The organism is Saccharopolyspora spinosa NRRL 18395 (assembly GCF_000194155.1).
GTDB lineage: Bacteria > Actinomycetota > Actinomycetes > Mycobacteriales > Pseudonocardiaceae > Saccharopolyspora > Saccharopolyspora spinosa.
In genome coordinates, this window is record NZ_GL877878.1 from 1,243,406 (window position 1) to 1,266,286 (window position 22,881).

At 70.5% G+C, this 22,881-nt stretch carries 21 protein-coding genes and 1 pseudogene; 9 read left to right on the forward strand and 13 right to left on the reverse strand.

Going from position 1 to position 22,881, the window contains the following annotated elements:
* Positions 1-50 precede the first annotated feature (50 nt).
* Both SSPN_RS0106295 and SSPN_RS0106300 read right to left on the reverse strand, forming a co-directional pair.
* Positions 51-704: a phosphoribosyltransferase family protein gene (locus tag SSPN_RS0106295; protein ID WP_010692994.1), complete on the reverse strand. Its 654-nt coding sequence runs from the start codon at positions 702-704 to the stop codon at positions 51-53.
* Between the two features lie 104 nt (positions 705-808).
* Positions 809-2,566 carry an ABC-ATPase domain-containing protein gene (locus SSPN_RS0106300; protein ID WP_083821613.1) on the reverse strand — a complete coding sequence of 586 codons (1,758 nt, stop codon included), beginning with the start codon at positions 2,564-2,566 and terminating at the stop codon, positions 809-811.
* Positions 2,567-2,929: 363 nt separating this feature from the next.
* Between SSPN_RS0106300 and SSPN_RS0106305 the strand changes: the two genes are divergently transcribed.
* Positions 2,930-3,715, forward strand: coding sequence for a lysozyme (locus SSPN_RS0106305; RefSeq protein ID WP_237710468.1), 786 nt, complete (start codon positions 2,930-2,932; stop codon positions 3,713-3,715).
* A 67-nt stretch (positions 3,716-3,782) separates the two neighbouring features.
* Here SSPN_RS0106305 and SSPN_RS0106310 read toward each other — a convergent pair whose 3' ends face one another.
* Both SSPN_RS0106310 and SSPN_RS0106315 read right to left on the reverse strand, forming a co-directional pair.
* On the reverse strand, positions 3,783-4,922 hold the full coding sequence (locus tag SSPN_RS0106310; RefSeq protein ID WP_083821615.1) for an LCP family protein: 1,140 nt from the start codon (positions 4,920-4,922) through the stop codon (positions 3,783-3,785).
* Between the two features lie 175 nt (positions 4,923-5,097).
* Positions 5,098-6,354: an aspartate aminotransferase family protein gene (locus SSPN_RS0106315; RefSeq protein WP_010692999.1), complete on the reverse strand. Its 1,257-nt coding sequence runs from the start codon at positions 6,352-6,354 to the stop codon at positions 5,098-5,100.
* Between the two features lie 116 nt (positions 6,355-6,470).
* On the opposite strand from SSPN_RS0106315, the gene SSPN_RS0106320 reads away from it, so the two are divergent.
* Positions 6,471-7,952 (forward strand): NAD-dependent succinate-semialdehyde dehydrogenase, encoded by a 1,482-nt coding sequence (locus SSPN_RS0106320; protein WP_010693000.1) that lies wholly within the window; start codon positions 6,471-6,473, stop codon positions 7,950-7,952.
* A 61-nt stretch (positions 7,953-8,013) separates the two neighbouring features.
* On the opposite strand, the gene SSPN_RS0106325 is transcribed toward SSPN_RS0106320, so the two are convergent.
* The 4 genes from SSPN_RS0106325 to SSPN_RS0106340 all read right to left on the reverse strand — a co-directional run bounded on the left by SSPN_RS0106325 (position 8,014) and on the right by SSPN_RS0106340 (position 10,875).
* Entirely contained in the window at positions 8,014-8,709 is a 696-nt protein-coding gene (locus SSPN_RS0106325) for a GntR family transcriptional regulator (RefSeq protein WP_010693001.1), read from the reverse strand.
* A 14-nt stretch (positions 8,710-8,723) separates the two neighbouring features.
* Positions 8,724-9,473 carry a maleate cis-trans isomerase family protein gene (locus SSPN_RS0106330; RefSeq protein ID WP_029535026.1) on the reverse strand — a complete coding sequence of 250 codons (750 nt, stop codon included), beginning with the start codon at positions 9,471-9,473 and terminating at the stop codon, positions 8,724-8,726.
* A 137-nt stretch (positions 9,474-9,610) separates the two neighbouring features.
* Positions 9,611-10,369: a maleate cis-trans isomerase family protein gene (locus tag SSPN_RS0106335; RefSeq protein WP_029535027.1), complete on the reverse strand. Its 759-nt coding sequence runs from the start codon at positions 10,367-10,369 to the stop codon at positions 9,611-9,613.
* A gap of 11 nt (positions 10,370-10,380) precedes the next feature.
* Positions 10,381-10,875, reverse strand: coding sequence for a DUF3830 family protein (locus tag SSPN_RS0106340; RefSeq protein WP_029535028.1), 495 nt, complete (start codon positions 10,873-10,875; stop codon positions 10,381-10,383).
* A 266-nt stretch (positions 10,876-11,141) separates the two neighbouring features.
* Between SSPN_RS0106340 and SSPN_RS0106345 the strand changes: the two genes are divergently transcribed.
* Both SSPN_RS0106345 and SSPN_RS0106350 read left to right on the forward strand, forming a co-directional pair.
* Positions 11,142-12,119: a D-2-hydroxyacid dehydrogenase gene (locus SSPN_RS0106345; RefSeq protein ID WP_010693005.1), complete on the forward strand. Its 978-nt coding sequence runs from the start codon at positions 11,142-11,144 to the stop codon at positions 12,117-12,119.
* Complete coding sequence (locus SSPN_RS0106350; protein ID WP_010693006.1) at positions 12,119-13,537, forward strand: amidase; 1,419 nt, start codon at positions 12,119-12,121, stop codon at positions 13,535-13,537. Before SSPN_RS0106345 ends, SSPN_RS0106350 begins: the two co-directional genes overlap by 1 nt.
* A gap of 11 nt (positions 13,538-13,548) precedes the next feature.
* On the opposite strand, the gene SSPN_RS0106355 is transcribed toward SSPN_RS0106350, so the two are convergent.
* On the reverse strand, positions 13,549-14,523 hold the full coding sequence (locus SSPN_RS0106355; protein WP_010693007.1) for a YeiH family protein: 975 nt from the start codon (positions 14,521-14,523) through the stop codon (positions 13,549-13,551).
* 181 nt (positions 14,524-14,704) lie between these two features.
* On the opposite strand from SSPN_RS0106355, the gene SSPN_RS0106360 reads away from it, so the two are divergent.
* Positions 14,705-15,628, forward strand: coding sequence for a LysR family transcriptional regulator (locus tag SSPN_RS0106360; RefSeq protein WP_029535030.1), 924 nt, complete (start codon positions 14,705-14,707; stop codon positions 15,626-15,628).
* Positions 15,629-15,634: 6 nt separating this feature from the next.
* Here the strand turns inward: SSPN_RS0106360 and SSPN_RS0106365 are convergent, their stop codons facing one another.
* Complete coding sequence (locus tag SSPN_RS0106365) at positions 15,635-17,089, reverse strand: aldehyde dehydrogenase family protein (protein WP_044572645.1); 1,455 nt, start codon at positions 17,087-17,089, stop codon at positions 15,635-15,637.
* A gap of 340 nt (positions 17,090-17,429) precedes the next feature.
* On the opposite strand from SSPN_RS0106365, the gene SSPN_RS0106375 reads away from it, so the two are divergent.
* From SSPN_RS0106375 to SSPN_RS0106385, 3 genes are all read left to right on the forward strand, one after another.
* Complete coding sequence (locus SSPN_RS0106375; RefSeq protein WP_101376729.1) at positions 17,430-18,140, forward strand: GntR family transcriptional regulator; 711 nt, start codon at positions 17,430-17,432, stop codon at positions 18,138-18,140.
* Between the two features lie 156 nt (positions 18,141-18,296).
* Positions 18,297-19,121 (forward strand): helix-turn-helix domain-containing protein, encoded by an 825-nt coding sequence (locus tag SSPN_RS0106380; protein ID WP_010693012.1) that lies wholly within the window; start codon positions 18,297-18,299, stop codon positions 19,119-19,121.
* A gap of 4 nt (positions 19,122-19,125) precedes the next feature.
* Positions 19,126-19,518, forward strand: coding sequence for a VOC family protein (locus tag SSPN_RS0106385; RefSeq protein WP_010693013.1), 393 nt, complete (start codon positions 19,126-19,128; stop codon positions 19,516-19,518).
* A gap of 95 nt (positions 19,519-19,613) precedes the next feature.
* Here the strand turns inward: SSPN_RS0106385 and SSPN_RS0106390 are convergent, their stop codons facing one another.
* The 3 genes and pseudogenes from SSPN_RS0106390 to SSPN_RS42705 all read right to left on the reverse strand — a co-directional run bounded on the left by SSPN_RS0106390 (position 19,614) and on the right by SSPN_RS42705 (position 22,096).
* Positions 19,614-20,762 carry an SPFH domain-containing protein gene (locus SSPN_RS0106390; RefSeq protein WP_010693014.1) on the reverse strand — a complete coding sequence of 383 codons (1,149 nt, stop codon included), beginning with the start codon at positions 20,760-20,762 and terminating at the stop codon, positions 19,614-19,616.
* Positions 20,763-20,778: 16 nt separating this feature from the next.
* The gene (locus tag SSPN_RS0106395; protein ID WP_010693015.1) at positions 20,779-21,210 is read right to left on the reverse strand and encodes an NfeD family protein; all 432 of its coding nucleotides are present in this window, start codon (positions 21,208-21,210) and stop codon (positions 20,779-20,781) included.
* A gap of 75 nt (positions 21,211-21,285) precedes the next feature.
* A pseudogene (locus tag SSPN_RS42705) lies at positions 21,286-22,096 on the reverse strand (DUF3097 domain-containing protein).
* A gap of 140 nt (positions 22,097-22,236) precedes the next feature.
* Between SSPN_RS42705 and SSPN_RS42710 the strand changes: the two are divergent.
* A partial coding sequence (locus SSPN_RS42710; protein ID WP_010693017.1) for a hypothetical protein occupies positions 22,237-22,881 on the forward strand: 645 nt, incomplete at its 3' end.

Genomic DNA, 22,881 nt, shown 5'->3' on the forward strand with positions numbered 1-22,881 from the left:
CACCTGGCTACACGTCGACTTCGAACTCCAGCTCGGCAAGATCCGCGTGATCAGTCGAAGTCGTGCAGGATCTCGTAGATCTCCTCATCGGTGGTGGCGCTGAAGTCGCGGTACCACTGCCCCACCGCCGCGAAACCGACCGGTTGCAACACGCACACCACCACATCCGCCTCCGCGCGCAACGCGGCGACAGCGTCCGGCGAGCCCACCGGGACGGCCAGCACCACGCTCCGCGGTGACGACTCGCGCAGCATCCGCACCGCCGCGCGGGCCGTCGCCCCGGTGGCCAGCCCGTCGTCGACCAGCACCACGTCACGCCCGGCCAACGGCAACGGCTCGCCGCGCTGGAACAACCGCTCCCGGCGCCGCGCCTCGGCCCGCTCCCGTTCGCAGGCAGCCTGCAGGGTCCGTTCGTCGAGGTGGAAGGAGCGCACCAGCTGCGGATCGTAGCTCGCCGGCCCGTCCGCGGTCACCGCGCCCACGGCCAGTTCCGGCTGGCTCGGCGCGCCGATCTTGCGGGCGACGCAGACCCGCAACGGCGCCTTCAACATCCGGGCCACCTCGGCGGCCACCGGCACCCCTCCCCTGGCCAACCCGAGCACCACGGGGTCGACCAGCCCAAGTTCCGTCATCCGCTGGGCCAGGACCCGGCCGGCGTGCCGGCGGTCGGCGTAACCGGTGGTGGTTCGTTCCGGGAAACTCATGCGAGGCATCGCTCGCCTCCCGTCCGCCGCGCGTGCGCACGACAGCACATCGGGGAAACCGCTCGCCTCGATGATGCCCGCCCGCAGCCAATGGGCAAACCTCCTCAGGTGCGGAAACCGGCGACCCGCAGCACCCGGAGCCGGTTCAGCGCGGCGGCCAACTCGAAGCGCCGGGGCACGGCGAAGTCCCCCACGTAGTGCTCGTCGACGGCCGTGACACCGCGCTTGGCGACGTCCGCGGCGAAGGCGTCCAGCACCTCCGCGATGGTGCGGGTGCCGTCCAGCACCCCGCGCCGCGCGCAGCTGACCAGCGCCAGCCCGATCCCGGTGACCTGCGCGGGGTCGACCACCTGCTCCACCCCGCGCAATTCCACAGTGGACTCCCCCAGGGTCAGCGCGTCCACCCCCCGGGCGCGGATCTTCGGGCGGTCGGTGGCGATCGAGTGCGGGTCCACCACGCGGTGCCGAACCGGCGGGAAGGCCTGGGCTTCGGAGCGGCGACCAGTGGGCGCCGCGGCCAGCTGCTTGGCGCGTTCGGTGACGTCGCGGGCGTGGTAGGCGTCCAGCATCAGCACCTGGTCGGCGACGTCCATGTAGTCCCCGGAGCCGCCCATCACCAGCACCGTCGACACCCCGTGCGCGGCCCGCAGCGGCCGGATCAGGTCCACGAACGGCGTCAGCGGCTCGGACTCCTTGGCCACCAGGGCCTGCATCCGGGCGTCGCGGATCATCAGGTTCGTCGCCGCGGTGTCCTCGTCGACCAGCAGCACCTTCGCCCCGGCCTCCACCGCCTCCACGATCGACGCGGCCTGGGAAGTGGAGCCGGAGGCGTTGTCAGTGGAGAAGTCGGCGGTGTCGGCCCCGGTGGGCAGGTGGCTGACGAACGGGCTGACGTCTACGCGGTGCACCCGCCGCCCGTCCTCCGCACGCACCTTGACGGTGTCCTCCCGGCACACCACCAGTTCCCGGCCGTCGCCGGGGATGTGGTCGTAGACGCCGAACTCCAGGGCCCGCAGCAGCGTGGACTTGCCGTGGAAACCGCCCCCGACGATCAGCGTGATCCCCGCAGGCACCCCCATGCCGCGTACCCGGCCGCGGTTGGGCAACTCCACCTCGACCCGCATCGACTCCGGGGACGCGAACGGCACCCCGTCAGGCAGCGGCCGCTCGTCGACGCCGCTGCGCCGGGGCAGCATCGAACCGTCGGCGACGAAGGCCACCAGGCCCAGCCGCGGCAGCATCCGGCGCAGCGCGTCGGTGTCCTCAATGGAGTCCACGAACTCCCGCAGCCGGCGCTGATCGGCGCTCGCCCAGCGAAGCGCCGCCTCCACCACGTCGGGCAGCTCGTCGCACAACGCCTGCTCGGCCTGCCTGCCATCGATCGTCCGGCCCCGGCCCGGCAGGTCGATGCCCAGCCGGAGCACCACTGCCCCGCCCGCGATCTGGCAGGCACTCCGGTCCAGCACCTGCTGCCGGCCGGCGTCCACCCGCAACTGGCTGTCGCGGAGCCTGCGGTGCGCCGCTCGCACCAAGTAGCCGGCCAGCGCCCGCGCCCGCACCGGCGTGGACCACAACTCCTCCGGGAAGCCCGCGACCACCGGATCCACCCGGACCTCGCAGCGGCTGGCCGGCGCGTACGGGTCCGGCTGCACCCGCTGGACCTCCAACGTGAACCCGCCGAATGACCAGCGGCCGCTCAACGACTTGTAGCGGCCGTAGCTGGCGCCGTGCATGGCGCGTAGTTCCTGCCGCAGCGCCTGCTCGTCGCCACGGTCGCCGCGTGGCCGGTCGTCACGCCTGCGATCGCTCGGCCGCCGATCCCTGTACCGCCCCGCTCCAGAACCGCCCGTTCGCTGTGCCATGCCCGAGAACTACCTGACCGGCCGCCGATTCTCCAATCGGGAGACATAGGTCACTTCAGGTCGGGTGCGGGGCTCGAGGCCGCTGGCACCACAGTGGACGGCCGAGTATCCACTCGGGGCAAACCCGGCGAAACGGCGCGTCGTAACCCGGCGCGCTTCCGCATGCCGGGTTATCCTCCCAACGCGCAAGATCCAGAGCACCACCCGGCCCGGCACCCCGAACGGCCGGTTCCACTCGACGACGCTGCCTGTGTTGGTGAGGAGGCGAGTGCAGTGCTTCGCAGATTCGGCGGTCCGGTCGACAGCAGTCCCCGGCAACGTCTGGGCCGCAGCAGTTCCCGCCGTCCATGTAGGACTTCGACGTTGCTCGCGGCTGTGATTGCCGCGGCGGGCCTGGCCGGCGGCATCGCCCACGCCGACCCGGCGCCCACGGCCCCGCGGCTCAATCCCAACGACCCCAACGGCGCTTGGGCGGGCTACAGCGTCGAAGGCTCGCGCGACGCGCAGCCGCGCTACCGCCCCGCAGGCGCGGTGTCCGGAATGGACGTCAGCGGTCATCAGGGCGATGTCGACTGGCCGAAGGCCTGGGCCGACGGCGCCCGGTTCGCCTACGTCAAGGCCACCGAGGGCACCGGGTTCCGCAACGACCGCTTCGGGCAGCAGTACGACGGCTCGCACGCCGTCGGCATGATCCGCGGCTCCTACCACTTCGGCCTGCCGGACCGCTCCAACGGAGCGGACCAGGCCAACTTTTTCGTCGACAACGGCGGGGCCTGGAGGCACGATGGGCGCACCCTGCCAGGGGCGCTGGACATCGAGTACAACCCCTACGGGGAGGCCTGCTACGGCCTGGACCCGGTTGCGATGTCGTGGTGGATCGCCGACTTCAGCAACACGTACCACGCCCGGACCGGGCGCTTCCCGGTCATCTACACCACCACCAACTGGTGGAACCGCTGCACGGCGTCCAATCCGGACTTCGCGCCGAACAATCCGCTGTGGATCGCCCGCTACGCCCCCGATATCGGCCCGCTGCCAGCCGGCTGGCACTACCAGACGATCTGGCAGAGCAGCAACAAGGGCTCGTTCCCCGGTGGGCAGGACGTCTTCAACGGCAGCAACAAGCAGCTCAAGCGATTCACCTCCTGACCGTCCCTCCCAACGGCGATGCGGGCCGCTCCGGAATCTTCCGGGGCGGCCCGCATCGTTTCGCGATCTACTTCGCCACCAGGTCCGGCGGGATGGGTTGGTCGTTGGCGATCGCCTCGAACATCCGCTTGGCGCCGTCGGAGTCCCAGATGATCACCGAGCCGCCGTCGGAGTCCTTGCCGAAGCGGCCGAACGGCGCGCTGGTGGTGATGCCCTGACCGCTGCTGATGTCGCCCATCGCCAGCCCCAGCGACGCCAGGTGCCACAGGTGGTCGCCGTCGTTGACCAGGAACGTCTTGCTGGCCCCGGAGGCCAGCGGGAACAGCCGGAACGGGTTGAGCAGCGTCGCCGGGCTGGTGGCCCTATCGACCAGCGCGGCCAGCAGCTTGCGCTGGTTCTCCGCACGCTCCAGGTCACCGCCCTTGAGCGAGTAGCGGGCCCGCACGAAGCCCAGGGCCTGCGGCCCGTCGAGCTCCTGGCAACCGGCTTGCAGGTGCGCGTTGGCCATCTCGTCGTCCATCGGCTGGTCCAGGCAGATGTCCACGCCGCCGACGGCGTCGACCAGGTCGGAGAACCCGCCGAAGCCGATCTCCGCGTAGTGGTCGATGTGCACGCCGGTTGCCTGTTCGACGGTCTGCGCCAGCAGCTGCGGCCCACCGAAGGAGAACGCCGCGTTGAGCTTCGTCTTGCCGTGCCCCGGGATCGCGACGTACGAGTCGCGGGGCAGGCTGATCAGCGCCGGCTGGCCGCTGCCGCTGGGGATGTGCACCAGCATCACGGTGTCGGTGCGGCGTCCGGCGGCGTCACCGGCCGACAGTTGCTCCCGCTGCGCCTCGTCGAGGCCTTCGCGGCTGTCGGAGCCGACCAGCAGCCAGTTGGTACCCCCCGAGTCCGGGGCCTGCCCACCGAAGCCCAGCGCGTCGGTGCGCTGCAGCATGCTGTCGAAGTAGATCACCAACCCGGCCAGGAGCAGGACCAGCACGACCAGCGTGATACCGATGCGCCGGCCCCACCGCTTCTCCTTGCGGCGCGGCGGCAGCGGCGGTGGCTCGTCCACCGGCCGCCGAGGGCCGCGGTGCGGAGGCGGTGGTGGTGGTCGCCGTCCTAGCGGCGGCCCGCCTGGGGCCTCTCGGTAGTAGTCGTACCTCTCGCCGCCGCCTTGCGGTCTCCTGCTCCTCGGCGGTTGCCCCGCCGACCAGTCGCTCATGCACACACCTGCGTCGGTTCGATCCGGCCCGCCCCGCACGCGCCGGGTGTGGCGTGAAGCATTCCAGACGGCCGTGCCGGAAGCACCCACCGCTACCTAACAGTGATCGACCACCACCCGTTTTGACTGGTGGCGGGCGCGAACGCAAGCTCACACCCGCCACCAGCCGAAATGGTCAGCCGTTGACGGCGTCCCGCACCGCCTCCGCCCACAGCCCGACCGCGTCGTCGACCTGCTCGGCGGTGACGATCAGGGGCGGGATCATCCGAACCACGTTGCCGTGCGGGCCGCAGGTCAGCAGCAGCAGCCCGCGCTCGGCGGCGGCCTGATGTGCCCGGGTGGCCGTCGCGGTGTCCGGCGTGCCATCGGGCGTGCTGAACTCGTTGCCGACCATCAGGCCCAGCCCGCGCACGTCGCCGATCACCGGGTGCTCGGCGGCGACCTTGCGCAGGCCCTCCTGCAGCCGGGCGCCCTGTTCGGCGGCGTTCTCGACGAGGTTCTCGTCGCGCACCACGTCGAGCGTGGCCAGCGCCGCCGCGGCGGCCACCGCGTTGCCGCCGTAGGTGCCGCCCTGCGAGCCTGGCCATGCCTGGCCCATCAGCTCCTCCGGCGCGGCGATGGCCGACAGCGGGAAACCGCTGGCCAACCCCTTGGCGGTGATCAGGATGTCGGGCCGGATCCCGGCGTGGTCGTGGCCCCAGAACCGGCCGGTCCGACCGACACCGGTCTGCACCTCGTCGACGATGAGCAGGATTGCGTGCCGGTCGGCGCGTTCCCGCAGGCCAGCGAGGAACGCCGGCGGTGCGGGCAGGTAGCCGCCCTCGCCGAGCACCGGTTCGATGATGATCGCGGCGGTGTCGCGCGGGGAGCTGACGGTGACCAGCAACTGGTCGAACTCGGCCAGCGCGGAGCGCACCGCCTCGGCCTCGCTGGTGCGGTGCCGGTAGGCCTCCGGGAACGGGGTGAACACCACGCCGGGCATCATCGGGCCGATCCCGGCCCGCACTTTCACCCCGGAGGTGGTCAGCGCGCCCGCGCCCATCGTGCGCCCGTGGAAGCCACCCTGGAAGGCCACGATGTTCTGCCGCCCGGTGGCCTGGCGAGCCAGCCGCACCGCCGCCTCGACCGCTTCGCTGCCGGAGTTGACGTAGAACAGCCGGTCCAGGCCGGTCGGCAGCACCTCGCCGAGTCGTTCGGTCAGCCGCAGTAGCGGCCGGTGCATGACGGTCGTGTACTGGCCGTGGATAAGGGTACCCACCTGGCGCTGGGCCGCCTCGACCACGCGCGGGTGACAGTGTCCCGTGCTGGTGACCCCGATCCCGGCGGTGAAGTCCAGGTATCGGCGATCCTGCTCGTCGTAGAGGTAGACGCCTTCCCCGCGGGCGGCTAGGACCGGCGTGGCCTGCTTCAGCACCGGCGAGAGCTCAGCCATGATCGACTCCAAGCTTCAAAGCGTGCAAAATGTAGGATTGTTGACAATCTCCGCTGACATGCAACCATCACCGAGCGTCGCTGTCCACCACCGAGGCAGAAGGGTTCGCCGTTGCCATGACAACCTCAACCGAACAGCACCCCCGAGAGGCAGTCGTCGTCGACGCCGCGCCGAAGCAACTGCTCATCGGCGGCAAATGGCGCAACGCCGACGGGGACCGCAGCTACGAGGTCGAAGACCCCTCCACCGGCCGGGCGCTGTGCTCGGTCGCCGACGCCTCCCCACACGACGGGCTGGCCGCGCTGGCGGCCGCAGCCGACGCCCAGCCCCAGTGGGCCAAGCACCCGCCCCGCGAGCGCGGCGAGATCCTGCGCCGCGCCTTCGAGCTGATCATGCAGCGGCGCGAGGACCTCGCGCTGCTGATGACGCTGGAGATGGGCAAACCGCTGGCCGAGTCGCGCGCCGAGGTCACCTACGCGGCTGAATTCTTCCGCTGGTTCTCCGAAGAAGCCGTGCGCATCGGCGGCGACTACGCGGTGGCACCCAACGGCAGCGGCCGGTTCCTGGTGATGCGCCAGCCGGTCGGACCGGCGCTGCTGATCACCCCGTGGAACTTCCCGATGGCGATGGGCACCCGCAAGATCGGCCCGGCCATCGCCGCGGGCTGCACCTCGGTGATCAAGCCGGCGCACCAGACGCCGTTGTCGATGCTGGCTCTTGCCGAGATCCTCATCGAAGCCGGGCTGCCAGACGGCGTCCTCAACGTAGTGACCTCGCGCCACGCCGGCGAACTGATGGAACCGATGATCCGCGACGGCCGCGCCCGCAAGCTGTCGTTCACCGGTTCCACCGCGGTGGGCCGCAAGCTCATCGAGCAGTCCGCCGACCAGGTGCTCAAGGTGTCGCTGGAGCTGGGCGGCAACGCCCCGTTCATCGTGTTCGACGACGCCGACCTGGACGCCGCGGTCGACGGCGCGATGCTGGCGAAGATGCGCAACATCGGCGAGGCCTGCACGGCGGCCAACCGGTTCTACGTGCACGCCGACGTCGCCGCAGAGTTCTCCCAGCGGCTGGCCGAGCGGATGAGCGGCCTGCGGGTGGGCCGCGGCGTCACCGACGAGATCCAGGTGGGGCCGTTGATCGACGGCACCCAGCTGGGCAAGGTCGCCGACCTGGTCGCCGACGCCGTGCGGCTCGGCGCGGAAGTCGTCACCGGCGGCGGCGCGCGCGACGGTGACGGCTACTTCTACCAGCCGACCGTGCTGACGAATGTGCCGCTGGAGGCCCAGATGGGGCGGGAGGAGATCTTCGGGCCGGTCGCCCCGATCACCACCTTCACCGACGAGCAGGCGGTCATCGCCCAGGCCAACGACACCGAGTACGGCCTGGTCAGCTACCTCTACACCCGCGATCTGCAGCGTGGCCTGCGGGTGTCCGAGGCGCTGGAGAGCGGCATGGTCGGGCTCAACCAGGGCATCGTGTCCAACCCGGCGGCGCCGTTCGGCGGGGTGAAGCACTCCGGCCTCGGCCGCGAAGGCGGCAAGTTCGGCATCGACGAATTCCTCGAAACGAAGTACCTCGCCGTCGGCGGCCTCTGAGAAGTTCGCACGAAAGGGGCGGGCCCCTCCGCGGTGGAGGAGCCCGCCCGCTTCTCGGACGTCAGCTCGCCATCATGGAGCCGTTGAGGCGGTCCAGGGCATCGTTCATGTGCTCCGTCAGCCGCCCCAGCAGCAACTGCTCGTCGCCGGCCTCGATCGCGTCGACTAGGCCCTTGTGCTCATCGACCAGCGCCTGCACGTCCGCGTGGTACTTGTCCTGCAGCGCGGTCAGGCACATCCGCTTCTCCACCAGCAGCGTCTGCGCCATCCGCTGCAACCGGGGGCTGCCCGACACACGCACCAGCGTCTCGTGGAATTCCTGGTCGGCGTCGGCCAGCTCGATCGAATCGCCCTTCCCGGCCGCCGCGACCATCCGGCTCTGCGCGGCGGTCAGCTCCGCCACCGCCTCCACCCGGTGGTGTCGCACGATCTGCTCGCACGCGGCGCGCTCCACCGCCAGGCGGGCCAGGTAGATGTCGTGGACGTCCGCGGCGTCCAACGTCATCACGAACAGCCCGCGGTGCGGTTCGCTGCGCAGCAGCCCTTCGGCGACCAGCCGCTGCATGGCCTCCCGCAGCGGCCCGCGGCTGACGCCCAGCCGTGCGGCGAGCTCGGCTTCGCCAAGCTGACTACCTGGTTGCAGCGACCCGTACATGATCGCCGCCCGCAGCTGGTCGGCCACGATCGCCGCGGTCGACTTGCGCTGCACCGGCTCTAATTCCCCCGGCTGCGGGTTCTGCTCGTCGGTCCCGAGCACCTGACACCATCCCCTCATTCCGGGGAGGCATTGCGCTCCCCTCCTGTTCCCTCGCGGAACAGCGTTCCCAATCCGTCGTGCACCGCGCGATCACCGGCTAGCCGCAGCGCTTCCCAAGCACTGACCTGGTTGGCCGTGAGCACCGGCTTGCCCAGCCGGTCCTCCAGATCACTCAGCCACGCCGCGGTGTGCAGGGCGGTATCCGGCATCAGCAGCGCATCGGCCCGGTCGTCATCGTTGGCCGCGGCGAACTCCAGCACCTCGCCGCGCTCGAGAGTGCCGACCTCTGCGGCGGTGATGATGCCCCGGCTGGACAACCGCACCACCTCCAGGCCGGCGGCCTGGAGGAACTCCACGAACTTCGCCGCCACGTCGTCCGGGTAGGTCGCGGCGACCGCCACCCGCCGCAACCCGAGGCCCGCCGCGGCGTTCACGAACGCGAACGACGTGCTGGAGGTCGGCAAGCCGGTGACCGCCTGCAACTTCTCCACCTGCTCGCGAGCACCCCGCCAGCCAAAGACGAAGCTGCCGCTGGTGCACGCCCAGATCACCGACTGCACGCGGTGCTCCAGCAACTGCCGGGCACCGTCGGCGAGCACGTCGTCCGAACCGATGTCCAGCAGCGCGTCAACCCGGTGCGCGTCCTCGCGCATCAGGGTGTGCACCAGCGGCAGGCGGATGCCATCGCCGAGCAGTCGTTCGAGGGTGGGGTAGTCGTCTTCGGCGCTGTAGCCGGGGTAGAGAATTCCTGCGGTGTATGACACCGGGGAGCTCCGTCCTTCGTCGACATCGGTTTCCGACACCACCGCGGCGGTTCCGGACGCCAACACCGGACGACCGGTCGATTGTTGACAATGTTACCGCACGAGTCGCCGCGGCTAACTCAATCTTGATGCGATAGTCACGCGGCCGGGGCGTCCACCGCCTGCATCAACCGCTGTTCCGGGGCCACCGCCTGCAGGCCCATCTCGCGCAGCGCAGCCCAGATCGTGACCTGGTTGGCCGTCAACACCGGCTTGCCCAGCTCCTGCTCCAGCGGCCCAATGATGTCGTAGGTCGGCAGGTTGGTGCAGCTGATGAACATCGCCTCGGCCTCCGGCCGGTCCGCCGAGCGGACGATGTCCACCACCTGCCGGTAGTTGACCTTCCAGATCTGCCCGAGCAGACCCAGACCGACGCTGGTGACCACCTCGATGCCGTGCTCGTCGAGGAAGCCATGCAACCGCTCGGTCACGCTCTCCACGTACGGCGTGGCGATCGATATCCGGCCGATGCCCAGCATCTGCAGGGCCTGCACCAGCGCACCGGAGGCGGTGACCGCGGCGGGTGCACCCGCCTGCAGCATCACCTCGACCAGCGACCGCTCGCCGGTGGCCCCGTTGACGAAGCTGCCGGAGGTGCACGCGTAGGCGACCACCTCCGGCTCCGGGACCAGCAGGTCACGGGTCGCGCCGTGCACCGCCGCCTCGTCGCTGACCAGACTGGCCTGCTCGACGGTCACCGGCACCGGTACGAACGCCGTGCGCGTCAGGTACAGCGAGACGCCCGCTGGGGTCCACCGCCACAATTCGCGGTCCAGCGCCAGGTCGAACGGGGCGATCACTCCCACGCCGCGTTGCGGTTCCGGGCCCGATACCGCCCCGAGGAAGTCAGGCGGCATGTGCACCCCCGTCAACCCTGGTAGCGGTCGTAGCGAAGGGTTTCGCCGACGCTGCCGGAGCGCCACACGTCGTTGCACGCCTCCGCCATCCGGTCCAACCCCTCGACGATGGTGGCGTAGACATTGCCCGGCACCCAGCCCACGTCGCCGTTGAGCAGCAAGTTGTTGCGTCCGTAGAAGATGGCCAGGTCGATCACGCCAGGCAGTTCGTGGATGTTCTTCTCCTCCTTGAACTGGCGGTCGAGCATGCCGCCCGGGAAGGAGAAGTACACGACGTCGCCAGGGATCGGAGTGACCGTCGGGTTCTCCTGACCCGGCTCCTCGGCCGCGAACCGAGGCACCATCGTGTAGATCTCGTTGCGCGCGTACTTGGCGTGGTGCACCGGCCCGACCTGGGGCAGTGCCTGCCACACGGCTTCGCAGGTGCGGGGGGCGTCCTTGTCGAGCAGTTCCGCCACGCAGGACACGCCGCGCTTTTCCAGGGCGATCGACAGGTACCTGGGCATCGTGATCTTCCGTTTCAAGAAGTGGGGACTATTGACTCATCTCCTCCGGTCCCGGCCACCGCCCGGCCCGGCCGGCGAGGTCGGGATTCGCCTCGTCGGCCGAGGGTACCCGTGGATTGTTGACAATCCTACGAACGCTTCATAGCGTGTCAATGCCCCAAGCCGAACGCGTTTTCCCGTTCAGCGCGGGGAAACAAACTCTTGACCGGCGCGCCCGACGATCATCGCTGCCCGGCCCCGCACGCAACAGCCCCTAAGGTCAGGTCATGATCAGCCGCACCCCCACGGTCGTCATCCTGCACGACGGGAACCCGCCCGCGGAAATGGCCCGCATCCAGGACCACGCCGAGCTCCGCTACGCCGACGCCGACGCGCTAGCCACCGCGCTGCCCGGCGCCGACGTGCTGTTCGTCTGGGACTTCCGCTCAGATGCGATCACCTCGGCATGGCCGCACGCCGACGCGCTGCGCTGGCTGCACGCGGCCAGCGCCGGCGTCGACCACCTGCTGTTCCCCGCCCTGCGCGACTCCGAGGTGCTGCTGACCAACTCCCGCGGCGTCTTCGACCGGCCGATGGCCGAATACGTGCTCGGCACCGTGCTCACCTTCGCCAAGGACCTGCACACCACCCTGCGGCTGCAAGACCGCAAGCAGTGGCGGCACCGCGTGACCGAACGCATCAAAGGCAAGAACGCGCTGGTCGTGGGCACCGGCCCGATCGGCCGGGCCATCGCCCGCCAGCTCACCGCCGCCGGGCTGTCCGTGTCCGGTGCCGGGCGCGTCGGACGCAGCGGCGACCCGGACTTCGGCGACGTGCACGCCTCCAGCGACCTCGCCCACGTCATCGGCGCCTTCGACTACGTCGTGCTCGCCGCCCCGCTGACCGAGCAGACCAAGGGGCTCGTCGACGCCGAGGTCCTCGCCCACTGCCGCCCAGGCGCGAGGCTGATCAACGTCAGCCGCGGCGAACTCGTCGTCGAGACCGACCTGATCGCCGCCCTGCGCGCCGGGAAGCTGGCCGGCGCGGCGCTGGACGTGTTCGAGACCGAGCCGCTGCCCGAGACCTCGCCGCTGTGGGAGCTGCCCAACGTGCTCGTCTCCCCGCACATGTCCGGCGACGCCGTCGGCTGGGTCGACGAACTCGTCGACCTCTTCCTCGCCAACCTGCGCAGCTACACCAACGGCACGCAGTTGCGCAACGTGGTCGACAAGCACCGGGGTTATGTCAGCGGAACGGAGCACTGATGGGCAACACCCAGCCGGCCGCCCGAACGGCAGCCGACCTCACCGCCACCGAACTCCTCGCCGGCTACGCCGCCGGCGAGCTGTCCCCGGTGGAGGCGACCGAGGCGGCGCTACGCCGCATCGCGGACGCAGACGAGGCGGTCAACGCCTACTTCCTGGTCGACGCCGATCGGGCGTTGGAGCAGGCCAGGGCGTCCGAACAACGCTGGCAACGCCGCGAACCCGCCGGGCGGCTGGACGGCGTGCCGACCTCGATCAAGGACATCTTCCTGACCAAGGACTGGCCGACGCTGCGCGGCTCCCGAACCATCGACCCGCACCAGCAGTGGACCGTCGACGCCCCGGCGGTGGCCCGGCTGCGGGAGCACAACGCGGTGTTCGTCGGCAAGACCACCACACCAGAGCTGGCGTGGAAAGGCGTCACCGACAGCCCGCTGCACGGCATCACCCGCAACCCGTGGGACCCGACTCGCACCGCCGGCGGGTCCAGCGGTGGCGCCGCTGCGGCCGTGGCGCTGGGCATGGCCCCGCTGGCCATCGGCACCGACGGCGGCGGCTCGGTGCGCATCCCTGCTGCGTTCTGCGGAATCGTCGCGCTCAAGGCGACCTACGGCCGGATCCCGCACTACCCCGCCAGCCCCTACGGCACCCTGGCCCACGCCGGGCCGATGACCACCACGGTCACCGAGACCGCGCTGATGCTCGACGTACTGTCCGAACCGGACAGCCGGGACTGGTCCGCGCTGGAACCGCCGAGCGGGTCCTTCGTGGACGGGCTCGACTCCGGGGTGCGGGGCCTGCGCATCGCCGTCAGCCTCGACCTCGGCTTCGGCACCTTCGTCGATCCCGAGGTGTCGCGCGCGGTCACCACGGCCGCCCGGGCCTTCGAAGAGCTCGGGGCCGTCGTCGAGGATGTCGATCCCGGCATCACCGATCCGGTCGAGGACTTCCACGTGCTGTGGTTCGCCGGCGCCGCGAAGTCCGTCGAGCACCTCACCGCAGAGCAGCGGGAGCTCCTGGACCCGGGCCTGCACGAAATCTGCCAGCAGGGGCTGACCTACTCCGCCCAGGACTACCTGGAGGCGACCAACACGCGGATGCTCCTGGGGCAACGAATGGGAGCGTTCCACCAGACCTACGACCTGCTGCTCACCCCGACCGTGCCGATCCCGGCGTTCGAAGCTGGCCTGGAGGTCCCGGCCGGTTCCCCCAACCCGCGCTGGACGAGCTGGACCCCGTTCACCTACCCGTTCAACATGACCCAGCAGCCTGCCGCGAGCATCCCCTGTGGACTTACCGCTGACGGGTTGCCGATCGGCCTGCAGATCGTCGGCCCCCGCCACGGCGACGCGAAAGTCCTCCGCGCGGCCCGCGCCTACGAACGGGCACACCCCTGGCAGCGCCCCAGAACCTCCTGATCGGAGCGACTTCACGCCAGCGTGAGCATGGTGGCGAAGCCGAGGCCCGTCACCAGGATCGTGGAGCAGGCGCCGAGCGCGAAAGCCTTGGCGCCGTTTCGCAGCAGCGCCTTGATCCGCACCCCGAACCCCAGCGCGAACAGCGCACCCGTCAGCAGCAGGGTGGTCAGCTGCTTCGCGCCGTCCAGCACGCCCTCCGGCAGCACACCCGCGCTGCGAACCGCCACCGCGACCAGGAATCCGAGCACGAACAGCGGCATGATCGGTGGTGGCCGCTTGCCGCTGTCGGCGGCGCTGCGGCGGCGCCCCACCACGCTGACCACGGTCACCATCGGCGCCAACAGGACAACCCGGCTGAGCTTGACGACCACAGCGACCGCCACCGCGGCCGCGCCGGCCGGCGACGCGGCCGCCACCACCTGCGCCACCTCGTGCACGCTGCCGCCGGCGATACGGCCGGTCTCATCGCCCGACAACCCAAACCCGACGGCCACCGCGGGCAACGCGAGCATCGAGATGGTCCCGAAGACCGTCACCATCGCCACGCTCGTGGCCACGTCCTCGTCATCGCGCTCGACCACGCTCTCCATCGCCGCCACCGCCGACGCACCACAGATCGAGAAGCCCGTCGCCACCAGCATCGACAGCCCGCGCGGAACCCCCATCAACCGACCGATCAGCAACGTCCCCACGAAGGACAGGGCCACGATCAGCAGCACCGCCACCACAGTGCCCGCACCGAGCCCCAGCACCTGCGTCACCGACAGCTGCAAACCCAGCAGCACCACCCCGACGCGCAGCAACTTCTTCGTCGACCACGCGATGCCCGGCCGCGCCGACGCCGGAAAGCCCGGCGCGTTGCCAGCCACGATGCCCAGGACCACCGCGACGGTCAACGCGCTCACCGCCACCGCCGGAACCAGCGCGGAGATCGACATGGACACCGCGATCGCCACAACGGTGACCGCGAGACCCGGCCACAACACCGCAACGCCTGCACCTGACTGCTGCGAGCTGAATGTTCTCGTCACCCGTTCAGGCTCGCCACAACACCGCCCGCGCAGTAGCCATGATCTGCACAGGAGGTCATAGCCAAAGTGCATGCCCGACCAGCGGAACGGGCGGCAAGCAGCCAGATTCACCCGGCTGACGACCTACCCTGAGGGCATGACCCCGCCCGACCCCGAATCGCTCAGGCTCCTGGTCCTCGTCGGCGAGCTCGGCAGCATCGGAGCCGCAGCGGCCGAGCTGCGGGTCAGCCAGCCCTCGGCGAGCAAGCGCCTCAGCCGGCTGGAGCGCCAACTCTCCCTACCGCTGGTGGAACGCACCCGCCAGGGCTGCACCCTCACCCCTGCCGGGGTCATGGTCTGCGACTGGGCCAAGCAGGTCCTGGCGCACGTCGACGGCCTGATGAACGGCGTGCGGGCGCTGCGTGCCCAGCACGAGGCCAAGCTCCGCGTCGCCGCCAGCATGACCGTCGCCGAATACCTCGTTCCCCGCTGGATCAGCCAGCTGCGCCGCACGCTGCCCGACGTACACCTGGAGCTCGACGTGGCCAACTCCCTGGCCGTGGCCGAAGCCGTCCGCCACGGACACGCCGACCTGGGCTTCATCGAAACCCCGGAGCCGCCCGAAGGCGTCTCGGTGCGGTTCGTGACCCGCGACCGCATGGTCGTCGTCGCACCCCCGGAGCACCCGTGGGCCCGGCTGCGCCGCCCACTGACCGCCACCGAACTCGCCGCGACCCCGCTGATCGTGCGCGAACACGGCTCCGGCACCCGCGAAACCCTCTACCGCGCGCTCGCCGAAGTCGGCGCCGACCCGGTCACCCCGCTGCTGGAACTCCGGTCCACGACAGCTGCCCGCAACGCCGTCGTCGCCGGCGCCGGGCCCGCGGTCCTCAGCGTCCTCGCGGTCGCCACCGACCTCGCCGAGAAACGCCTCGTCGACGTCCCCGTCGCAGCGCTCGACCTGCACCGCCCGCTGCACGCGGTCTGGCGCTCCGGCCTCCAGCTCACCGGCTCCGCCGCGGCCCTGCTGGCCACCGCCATGCGCACGCCGGAGGCGAGCCCCACCGGCCCCGCCGGGTAAAGACCGCTATTCCTCGTCCCAGGCCGACATCACGTGCTTGATCCGGCTGTACTCCTCCAGACCGTAGCGGCCGAAATCGCGCGCAGACGCCGAATGCTTGAACCCGCTATGCGGCATCTCCGCCGTGAACGGATGGTGCGTGTTGATCCACACCGTGCCAGCCTGCAACCGCCGCGACACCCGCATCGCCCGCGCGTGGTCGCGCGTCCAGATGCTCGACACCAGCCCATAGCGCACGCCGTTGGCCAGCTCGACAGCCTCCTGCTCGCTGTCGAAGCGCTGCACCGTCAGCACCGGCCCGAGCACCTCGTTCTGCACCAGCTCGTCGTCCTGCTCCACGCCGACGACCACCGTCGCCTCGTGGAAGAAGCCCCGCGCCCCCTTGCGCCGCCCACCGACGAGGATCCGCGCGTGCGCCGGCAACCGCTCCAGGTGCGCCTGCACGATCTCCAGCTGCCCCAGGCTGTTCAACGGCCCGAACGCCGCGTCCAAATCCTGCGGCGGCCCCGGACGCATCGCCTCGGCCCACTCGGCCAACGCCACCACGAGCTCGTCGAACACCGCCGGCCCCGCCAGCACACGACTTGCCGCCGTGCAGCTCTGCCCCGCGTTGCCGAACGCCGCTGCCGCGATCCGCCGGGCCGCCCGCGGCACGTCCGCGTCGTCGAACACCACCGCCGGAGCCTTGCCGCCGAGCTGCAGGTGCGCCCGCTTAAGGTCGGCAGCCACAGAACCCGCGACCTCCATCCCGGACCGAACCGTGCCGGTGATCGAGAACATCCCGGGCACTTCGTGCGCCACCATCGCCCGGCCGCTGTCGCGATCCCCGCAAATCAGGTTCAACGCGCCCGCGGGCAAGAACTGGCCCGCGATCTCCACCAGCAGCGCGGTGCTCACCGGCGTCGTCTCCGCGGGCTTGATCACCACCGTGTTGCCCGCCGCCAGAGCCGGCGCGAACTTCGCCGCGGCCAGCACCAGCGGATGCGTCCACGACGTGACCTGCGCGCACACCCCGATCGGTTCCCGCCGCGAGAACGACGTGTGCCCCGGCCGGTACTCGCCGCCAGCCCCGTCCTCCTGGACCCGCGCCGCCCCGGCGTAGAAGCGGATCAGGTCCACCGCCATCGGCAGCTCGTCGTCGCGCACCACCGACCAGGGCTTGCCTGTATTGCGGCACTCTGCCACCACAAGCTCGTCGGCCCGCTCCTCGACGGCGTCGGCGACGTCCAGCAGCACCTGCTGCCGCTGCCGGGGCGTCGTCTGCGACCAGGATTCGAACGCCGACGCGGCCACCGTCATCACCGCGTCGACGTCCGTCCAGCGCGTCAGGGGAGCGGTGCCGTACTCCTCGCCGGTACTCGGATCCACCAGCGGTAGCGTCTCGCCGGCCAGGGTGTCGGCGGGCTCGCCGTCGACGAAGTTGTGCAGTTCCAACGCCGTGGTCAAAAGATAGGCCTCCATCGCCGGGCCGACCGCCGTTGGCCGACCGGGTGCTGCGTCCGCCAACCGACCCTATCCCCACGGCCGAGCGTGTGAAGGCGGCTCGCCGGGGCAGCTCGTCTTCTGGCACCCTGGCGCAGCGCCTGCGCCAGGGTGCCCACCGCCATGAGGACCAGCACTGGCGCGAACGCCCACCGATAGGCCTGCACCGCGGGCAGGTCCGACACCGACTGCCACGCGACCTTCGACGATCTGGGGCGATCGCCCTGCTCCCCGATGGGTGGCGCGGTCATGACGGTCTCGGACACCCAAAATCTTGTATTTACCATAGATACAAGATGGGTGGAAGTACGATGACCTCGTGTCGAGCGCAACACCACGCGAACCCGTGTCCTCCGGTACTCCCGTCACTCCCGGGCCGCCCGCTGCGGACCGCGCGTACCAGCACGTCAAGGCCGGCCTGCTGGACGGCAGCTACCCCGACGGCAACCTTCTGTCCGAGGGCGAGGTGGCGAACACGCTGCAGATGTCGCGCACCCCGGTCCGCGAGGCGTTCTTGCGCCTGCAGACCGAGGGGTTCCTGCGGCTCTACCCGAAGCGGGGTGCGCTGGTCGTGCCGGTGACCCCCACCGAGGCCCGGGCAGTCCTGGAAGCCCGGCTCGCGCTGGAGAGCTTCGCCATCGACAAGCTCGCGATGCAGGGCCGGGACGCGATGGCCGCCGTCGGCGAGCAACTCGCCGCGCACCCCGCGTGCGATGCCGCCGAGCTCAGCGACGCCGGGATTCACGAGGCCGACCGCGCATTCCACGCGACCCTGGTGGCCGCGGCGGGAAACCCGGTGGTCGCCGACCTCTACAACGCCCTGCGCGACAAGCAGATGCGCATCACCGCCACGGCCCGCACCCACGCCGTGCGCCCCCACATCACCCAGCAGCACGCACACCTCGCGTCGGCGATCCGGGACGGCGACCCGGAGCTGGCCAAGGCCCGGCTGCGCGAGCACCTGCTTGGCATAGTCCGCGCTTTCGGCATCATCGGCGGCCCCTATCTCGCCCCGGAATCGGACCTCTGAGGCGGTTCCGCTCTCTGCTCAAGCCTTCGCCACGTCGCCGGATCGTAGTTAATTTCGATCAGCACTGAAATAATCGTGATTGCAAAACTGACGGGTTACGGCAGTCGCGCCGGGATTCGCCCCGCTGACGTCGGACCCGCCGCCTAGCCTCGGGACGTGACCGAGACGCAGTTCGTCAAGGCAACGCCTCCGCCCCCCTTGCGGCCGCTGATCAGCGGCATCTCCGGATACCGTGTGCGCTCCGCGCCTGGCGTGCACCGCGGCCTCCCATCGCGGAGCCTGACCGTGATCCTCGCACTGGACGAGACGGTGGACGTCACCTTCGACTCGGGCTACCAGCAGTGCTGCACCGCGCTCGTCGGCGGGCTCCACAGCAAACCGGCCAAGGTCGAGCACGGCGAACTTCAGCACGGCATCCAACTGGGCCTCACCCCGCTCGGCGCCCGCGCCCTGCTCGGACTGCCCGCCGGGGAGCTTGCCGACACCGGTGTCGACCTGTCCGCCGTGCTGGGCCCGGTCGTCGCCGAACTCACCGAGCGAGTCCACTCCGCGACCACCTGGACCGACCGCTTCGACCGCCTCAACGACGGGCTCCTCCGGCTCGCCGCCCCGGTCGACTTCCCCGCCCCGGAGCTGGCCTGGATCTGGCGGCGGATGACACAGACCGACGGGCACGTCCCCGTCGCGGCCCTGGCCTCCGACGTCGGTTGGACCCGCCAGCACCTCGGGGCGCGGTTCCGCCGCGAGTTCGGCCTGTCCCCCAAACTCCTCAGCAGGGTGATGCGCTTCGAACGCGCCCGCCGCCAACTGGTCGCCGGGACCGTCGCCAGCCTCGCCGACGTCGCCGCCGACTGCGGTTACAGCGACCAGGCCCACTTCAACCGGGACTGGCGGGAGTTCACCGGTGTCGCGCCGTCGCGGTGGATTGCCGAGGAGCTTCCATTCGTCCAAGGCGCGGCGCATCTCGGCGACGCATCCTAGGGCCATGACGACGAACGCAACGCGAACCACTATCTGGCCCCTGATCCCCTACGCCGACAAGAAAGCCGGCATCCGCTTCCTGGTCGAGGCGTTCGGATTCGAGGAAACCCTGATCGTGCCGGGCGAAGGCGGTGAGATCGTGCATGCGGAGCTGCGCTGGCCGGGTGGCGGCATCATGATCGGGACCTGCGACCCTGGAAGCCCGTTCGCCAAGCCGAAGGGCTCGGGTGCCGCCTACGTGGTCACCGACGCCCCCGACGCGGTGTTCCAACGCGCTGTCGCGGCCGGCGCCGAGGTCGTCCACGAGCCCGTAGACCACGACTACGGCTCGCGGGAGTTCTCCGTCCGGGATCCGGAAGGCAACAGCTGGAGCTTCGGGACATACGCGGGCAGCTGACCGCCGAACCCTTCGATGCGGCAACGAAAAGGCTCGGCGGGACGTACGGTCCCGCGCGGGACGTACGGTCCCGCCGAGCCTAGGACGAACTCCGCTCAGCCCTGCTGCTGCGGCGACTCCGGCAGCGCGGTGGGGGCGATGCCCGGACTGGGCACCTCCTTGCGCGCCACCGCCTCGGCCGCCCGCACCGCTTCCGCGACCTCCGGGGTCGTCGAGGTGTCGAACCAGGACTTCACCGACTCCTCTTCCTCCTCCGGAGCACCGGTCGGCGGCTCCTCCTTCGGTGGCTCGTAGCGGAACACGCCGTCCTCGCCGGGCGCGCCGAGCATCCGCGCGAAGCCCTCCAGGGACTTGCCGAAGTCGCTGGGCACCACCCAGACCTTGTTCGCGTCGCCCTGCGCCATCTGCGGCAGGGTCTGCAGGTACTGGTAGGCCAGCAGCTCCGGGGTCGGCTTGCCGCGCTTGACCGCAGCGAAGACCTTCTCGATCGCCTTGGCCTGACCCTGCGCCTGCAGGTACCGGCTGGCCCGCTCGCCCTGCGCCCGCAGGATGCTGGACTGCCGGTCGGCCTCGGCGGCCAGGATCGCCGCCTGCTTCTGGCCCTCTGCCGCGAGAATCGACGCCTGCTTCTGGCCCTCCGCGGTCTTGATCGCCGATTCCCGGGTGCCCTCGGCGTTGAGGATCATCGCGCGCTTCTCCCGGTCGGCGCGCATCTGCTTCTCCATCGAGTCCTGGATGGACGGCGGCGGATCGATGGCCTTGAGCTCAACTCGCGCGACCCGGATGCCCCAGCGGCCGGTCTCCTGGTCCAGCACCCCGCGCAACTGCGTGTTGATCTTGTCGCGGGAGGTCAGCGTCTCCTCCAGGCTCATCGCGCCGACCACGTTGCGCAGCGTCGTGGTGGTCAGCTGCTCCACCGCGATGATGTAGTTGGAGATCTCGTACACCGCAGAGCGCGAATCGGTGACCTGGAAGTACACCACCGTGTCTATCGACACCGTCAAGTTGTCCTGAGTGATCACCGGCTGCGGCGGGAACGAGACGACCTGCTCGCGCAGGTCGATCCGGGCCCGCACCCGGTCGAAGAACGGCACCAGGAAGTTCAGCCCGGGCTCGGCCACCGACCGGAACTTCCCGAGCCGTTCGATCACCGCCGATTGGGCCTGCGGCACCACCATCACCGACTTCACGGCGATGATCAGCACCAGCAGCACCACGACCACTAGCACGATCAGTCCGGTCATGCGTACATCCATCTCCTCACAGCCCGGTCCCCACGATGGCGGTCGCGCCCGCGATCTCCACCACCGTGACCGTCTGGCCGACCTCGATAACTTGGGTTTCGTCGAACGCCCGAGCCGACCAAAGCTCGCCGTTGATGCGCACCTGACCCCCGTGCGCATCCACAGTGGATTCCACCAGGGCGTGCTTGCCGACTAGCGCGTCCACATTGGTCTTGAGTTCACCAGGGTGGTGCATCCGTCGCTTCAGCGCCGGTCGCGCCAGGAAGATCAGCCCCAGCCCCAGCACCGCGAACACCACTGCGTCTACCGGCAGCGGAGCGCCCAGCGCCGAAGCACCCGCAGCACCCAGAGCCGCGGCGCCCAGCATCACCAGGACGAAGTCCCCGGAGAGCACCTCGGCACCGACGAGTAGCACCCCAGCGATGAGCCATAGCAGCGCGGGTGTCATGTCTCTCATGGTGGCAGACGCGAACAGGTCCCGGCTGGCCGATTCACGCGGTGTGATCAACGCGTGATGTCGGGCTCAGCCGTCCTCGCTGACGAAGTCGATCAGCCGCTCGACCGCGGTCAGCAACGGGGCCTCGACGTCGCGGAAGTTCGCCACACACCGACGAGAGCCCCCCCCGCCAGCCGTCGGCCGACTCGCCCCAGCCCAGCTCCGCGCAGACCCCCTGCTTCCAGTCCGTCCCCCGCGGCACCCGCGGCCAGCCCGCGATGCCCAGCGCCTGCGGCTTGACCGCCTCCCAGATGTCAACGAACGGGTGGCCGGTGATCAGCACGTGCGGGTCGTCGATGCCCTCCACGAGGCGGGACTCCTTGCTGCCGGGCACCAGGTGGTCCACCAGCACTCCGACCCGCCGCCCCCGCTCTGGGGCGAACTCGGCCAGCAGCCCAGGCAGGTCGTCGACGCCGTGCAGCGGCTCCACGACCACGCCCTCCACCCGCAGGTCGTGCCCCCAGATGCGCTCGACCAGCTCGGCGTCGTGCTGGCCCTCCACCCAGATCCGGCTGCCCCGCGCGGTGCGCGCCCGCAGGCCCTCGACCCGCACCGACCCGGACGCCGAGCGCGTCGGCTTCGCCTGGGCAGCGCCGCGCACCGGCACCAGCGTCGCGGGCCGGCCCTCGAACAGGAATGCGGCCGGGCGCATCGGGAACAGCCGCTGCTTGCCGTGCCGGTCCTCCAGCACGACGGTGTCCTTCTCCACCCTCAGCACCGCGCCGCAGAAACCGCTCGCCGGGTCTTCGACCACCAGGCCGGGTTCGGCGGGGATCTCGGGCACCTTCCGCCGCCGCGGGCCCGCGAGAATGTCCTTGCCGTAGTTGACCGAACGCACGAGGCGTCACGGTAATCCGATCGTGGACAACTTGGTGTGCGGCGCGCCGCCGAAGCGCAGATCACAGTGAAACGCCCCCGGACGACAAGGTGGCAGTCCGATCCGTACCCTATGTCGACGTGCCTTGCCCAAGTGCCACGATGGTTGTCTGGACGTCCGCCTGGCTGCACGGTGCAGCCGCTTCGGACGACGTGCTCGATGCCCTGCAGACCTGGGCCGAGTCGCAGGAAGTGCAAGCCGCCGACGCGGATCTGGCCGCGCGGCTGGACCTTCCCGGCCCGCAGGAGACCCCGGCCGGTCCGGCGCTGCTGCTGGCAGCGCTGCGCAAAGCCAGGGCGGGCAACAGCGAGCTGGTGCTGCCGGTGCCCGGCGACGCCCGCGGGCTCGGCGGTGCGAGCCCGTTCGCGAAGCTGGCCATGCGCGTCGGCGAAGCCGTCGTGCTGCCGCAGGCTGGAATCGGGCTGGTCCCGCAGCGCATCGCCGAGGGCATCCTGCGCTGGACGGCGTTCGAAATCGGCGACCTGCCGCCAACCGAACATCTCCCGATCGGCGAGGCCGAGCACGGCATGGCCTCGGCGATGCGGGAAGCGGCCAGCGCACTGATCGACCTCGGCGTGGCCAAGCACCGCCCCGGAGTGCGGGAGGAGATCGCCAAAACCGTCGCGTCCCGCCCTGCGCCGCCGTGGCCGGAAGGCGTGCCGCAGCGCACCCTCCGTATCCTGCAGCGAGCCACCGAGGTCGAGGCGATCCTGTGGGTGGCCACCGAGGACGCGCCCGGCGGCGGC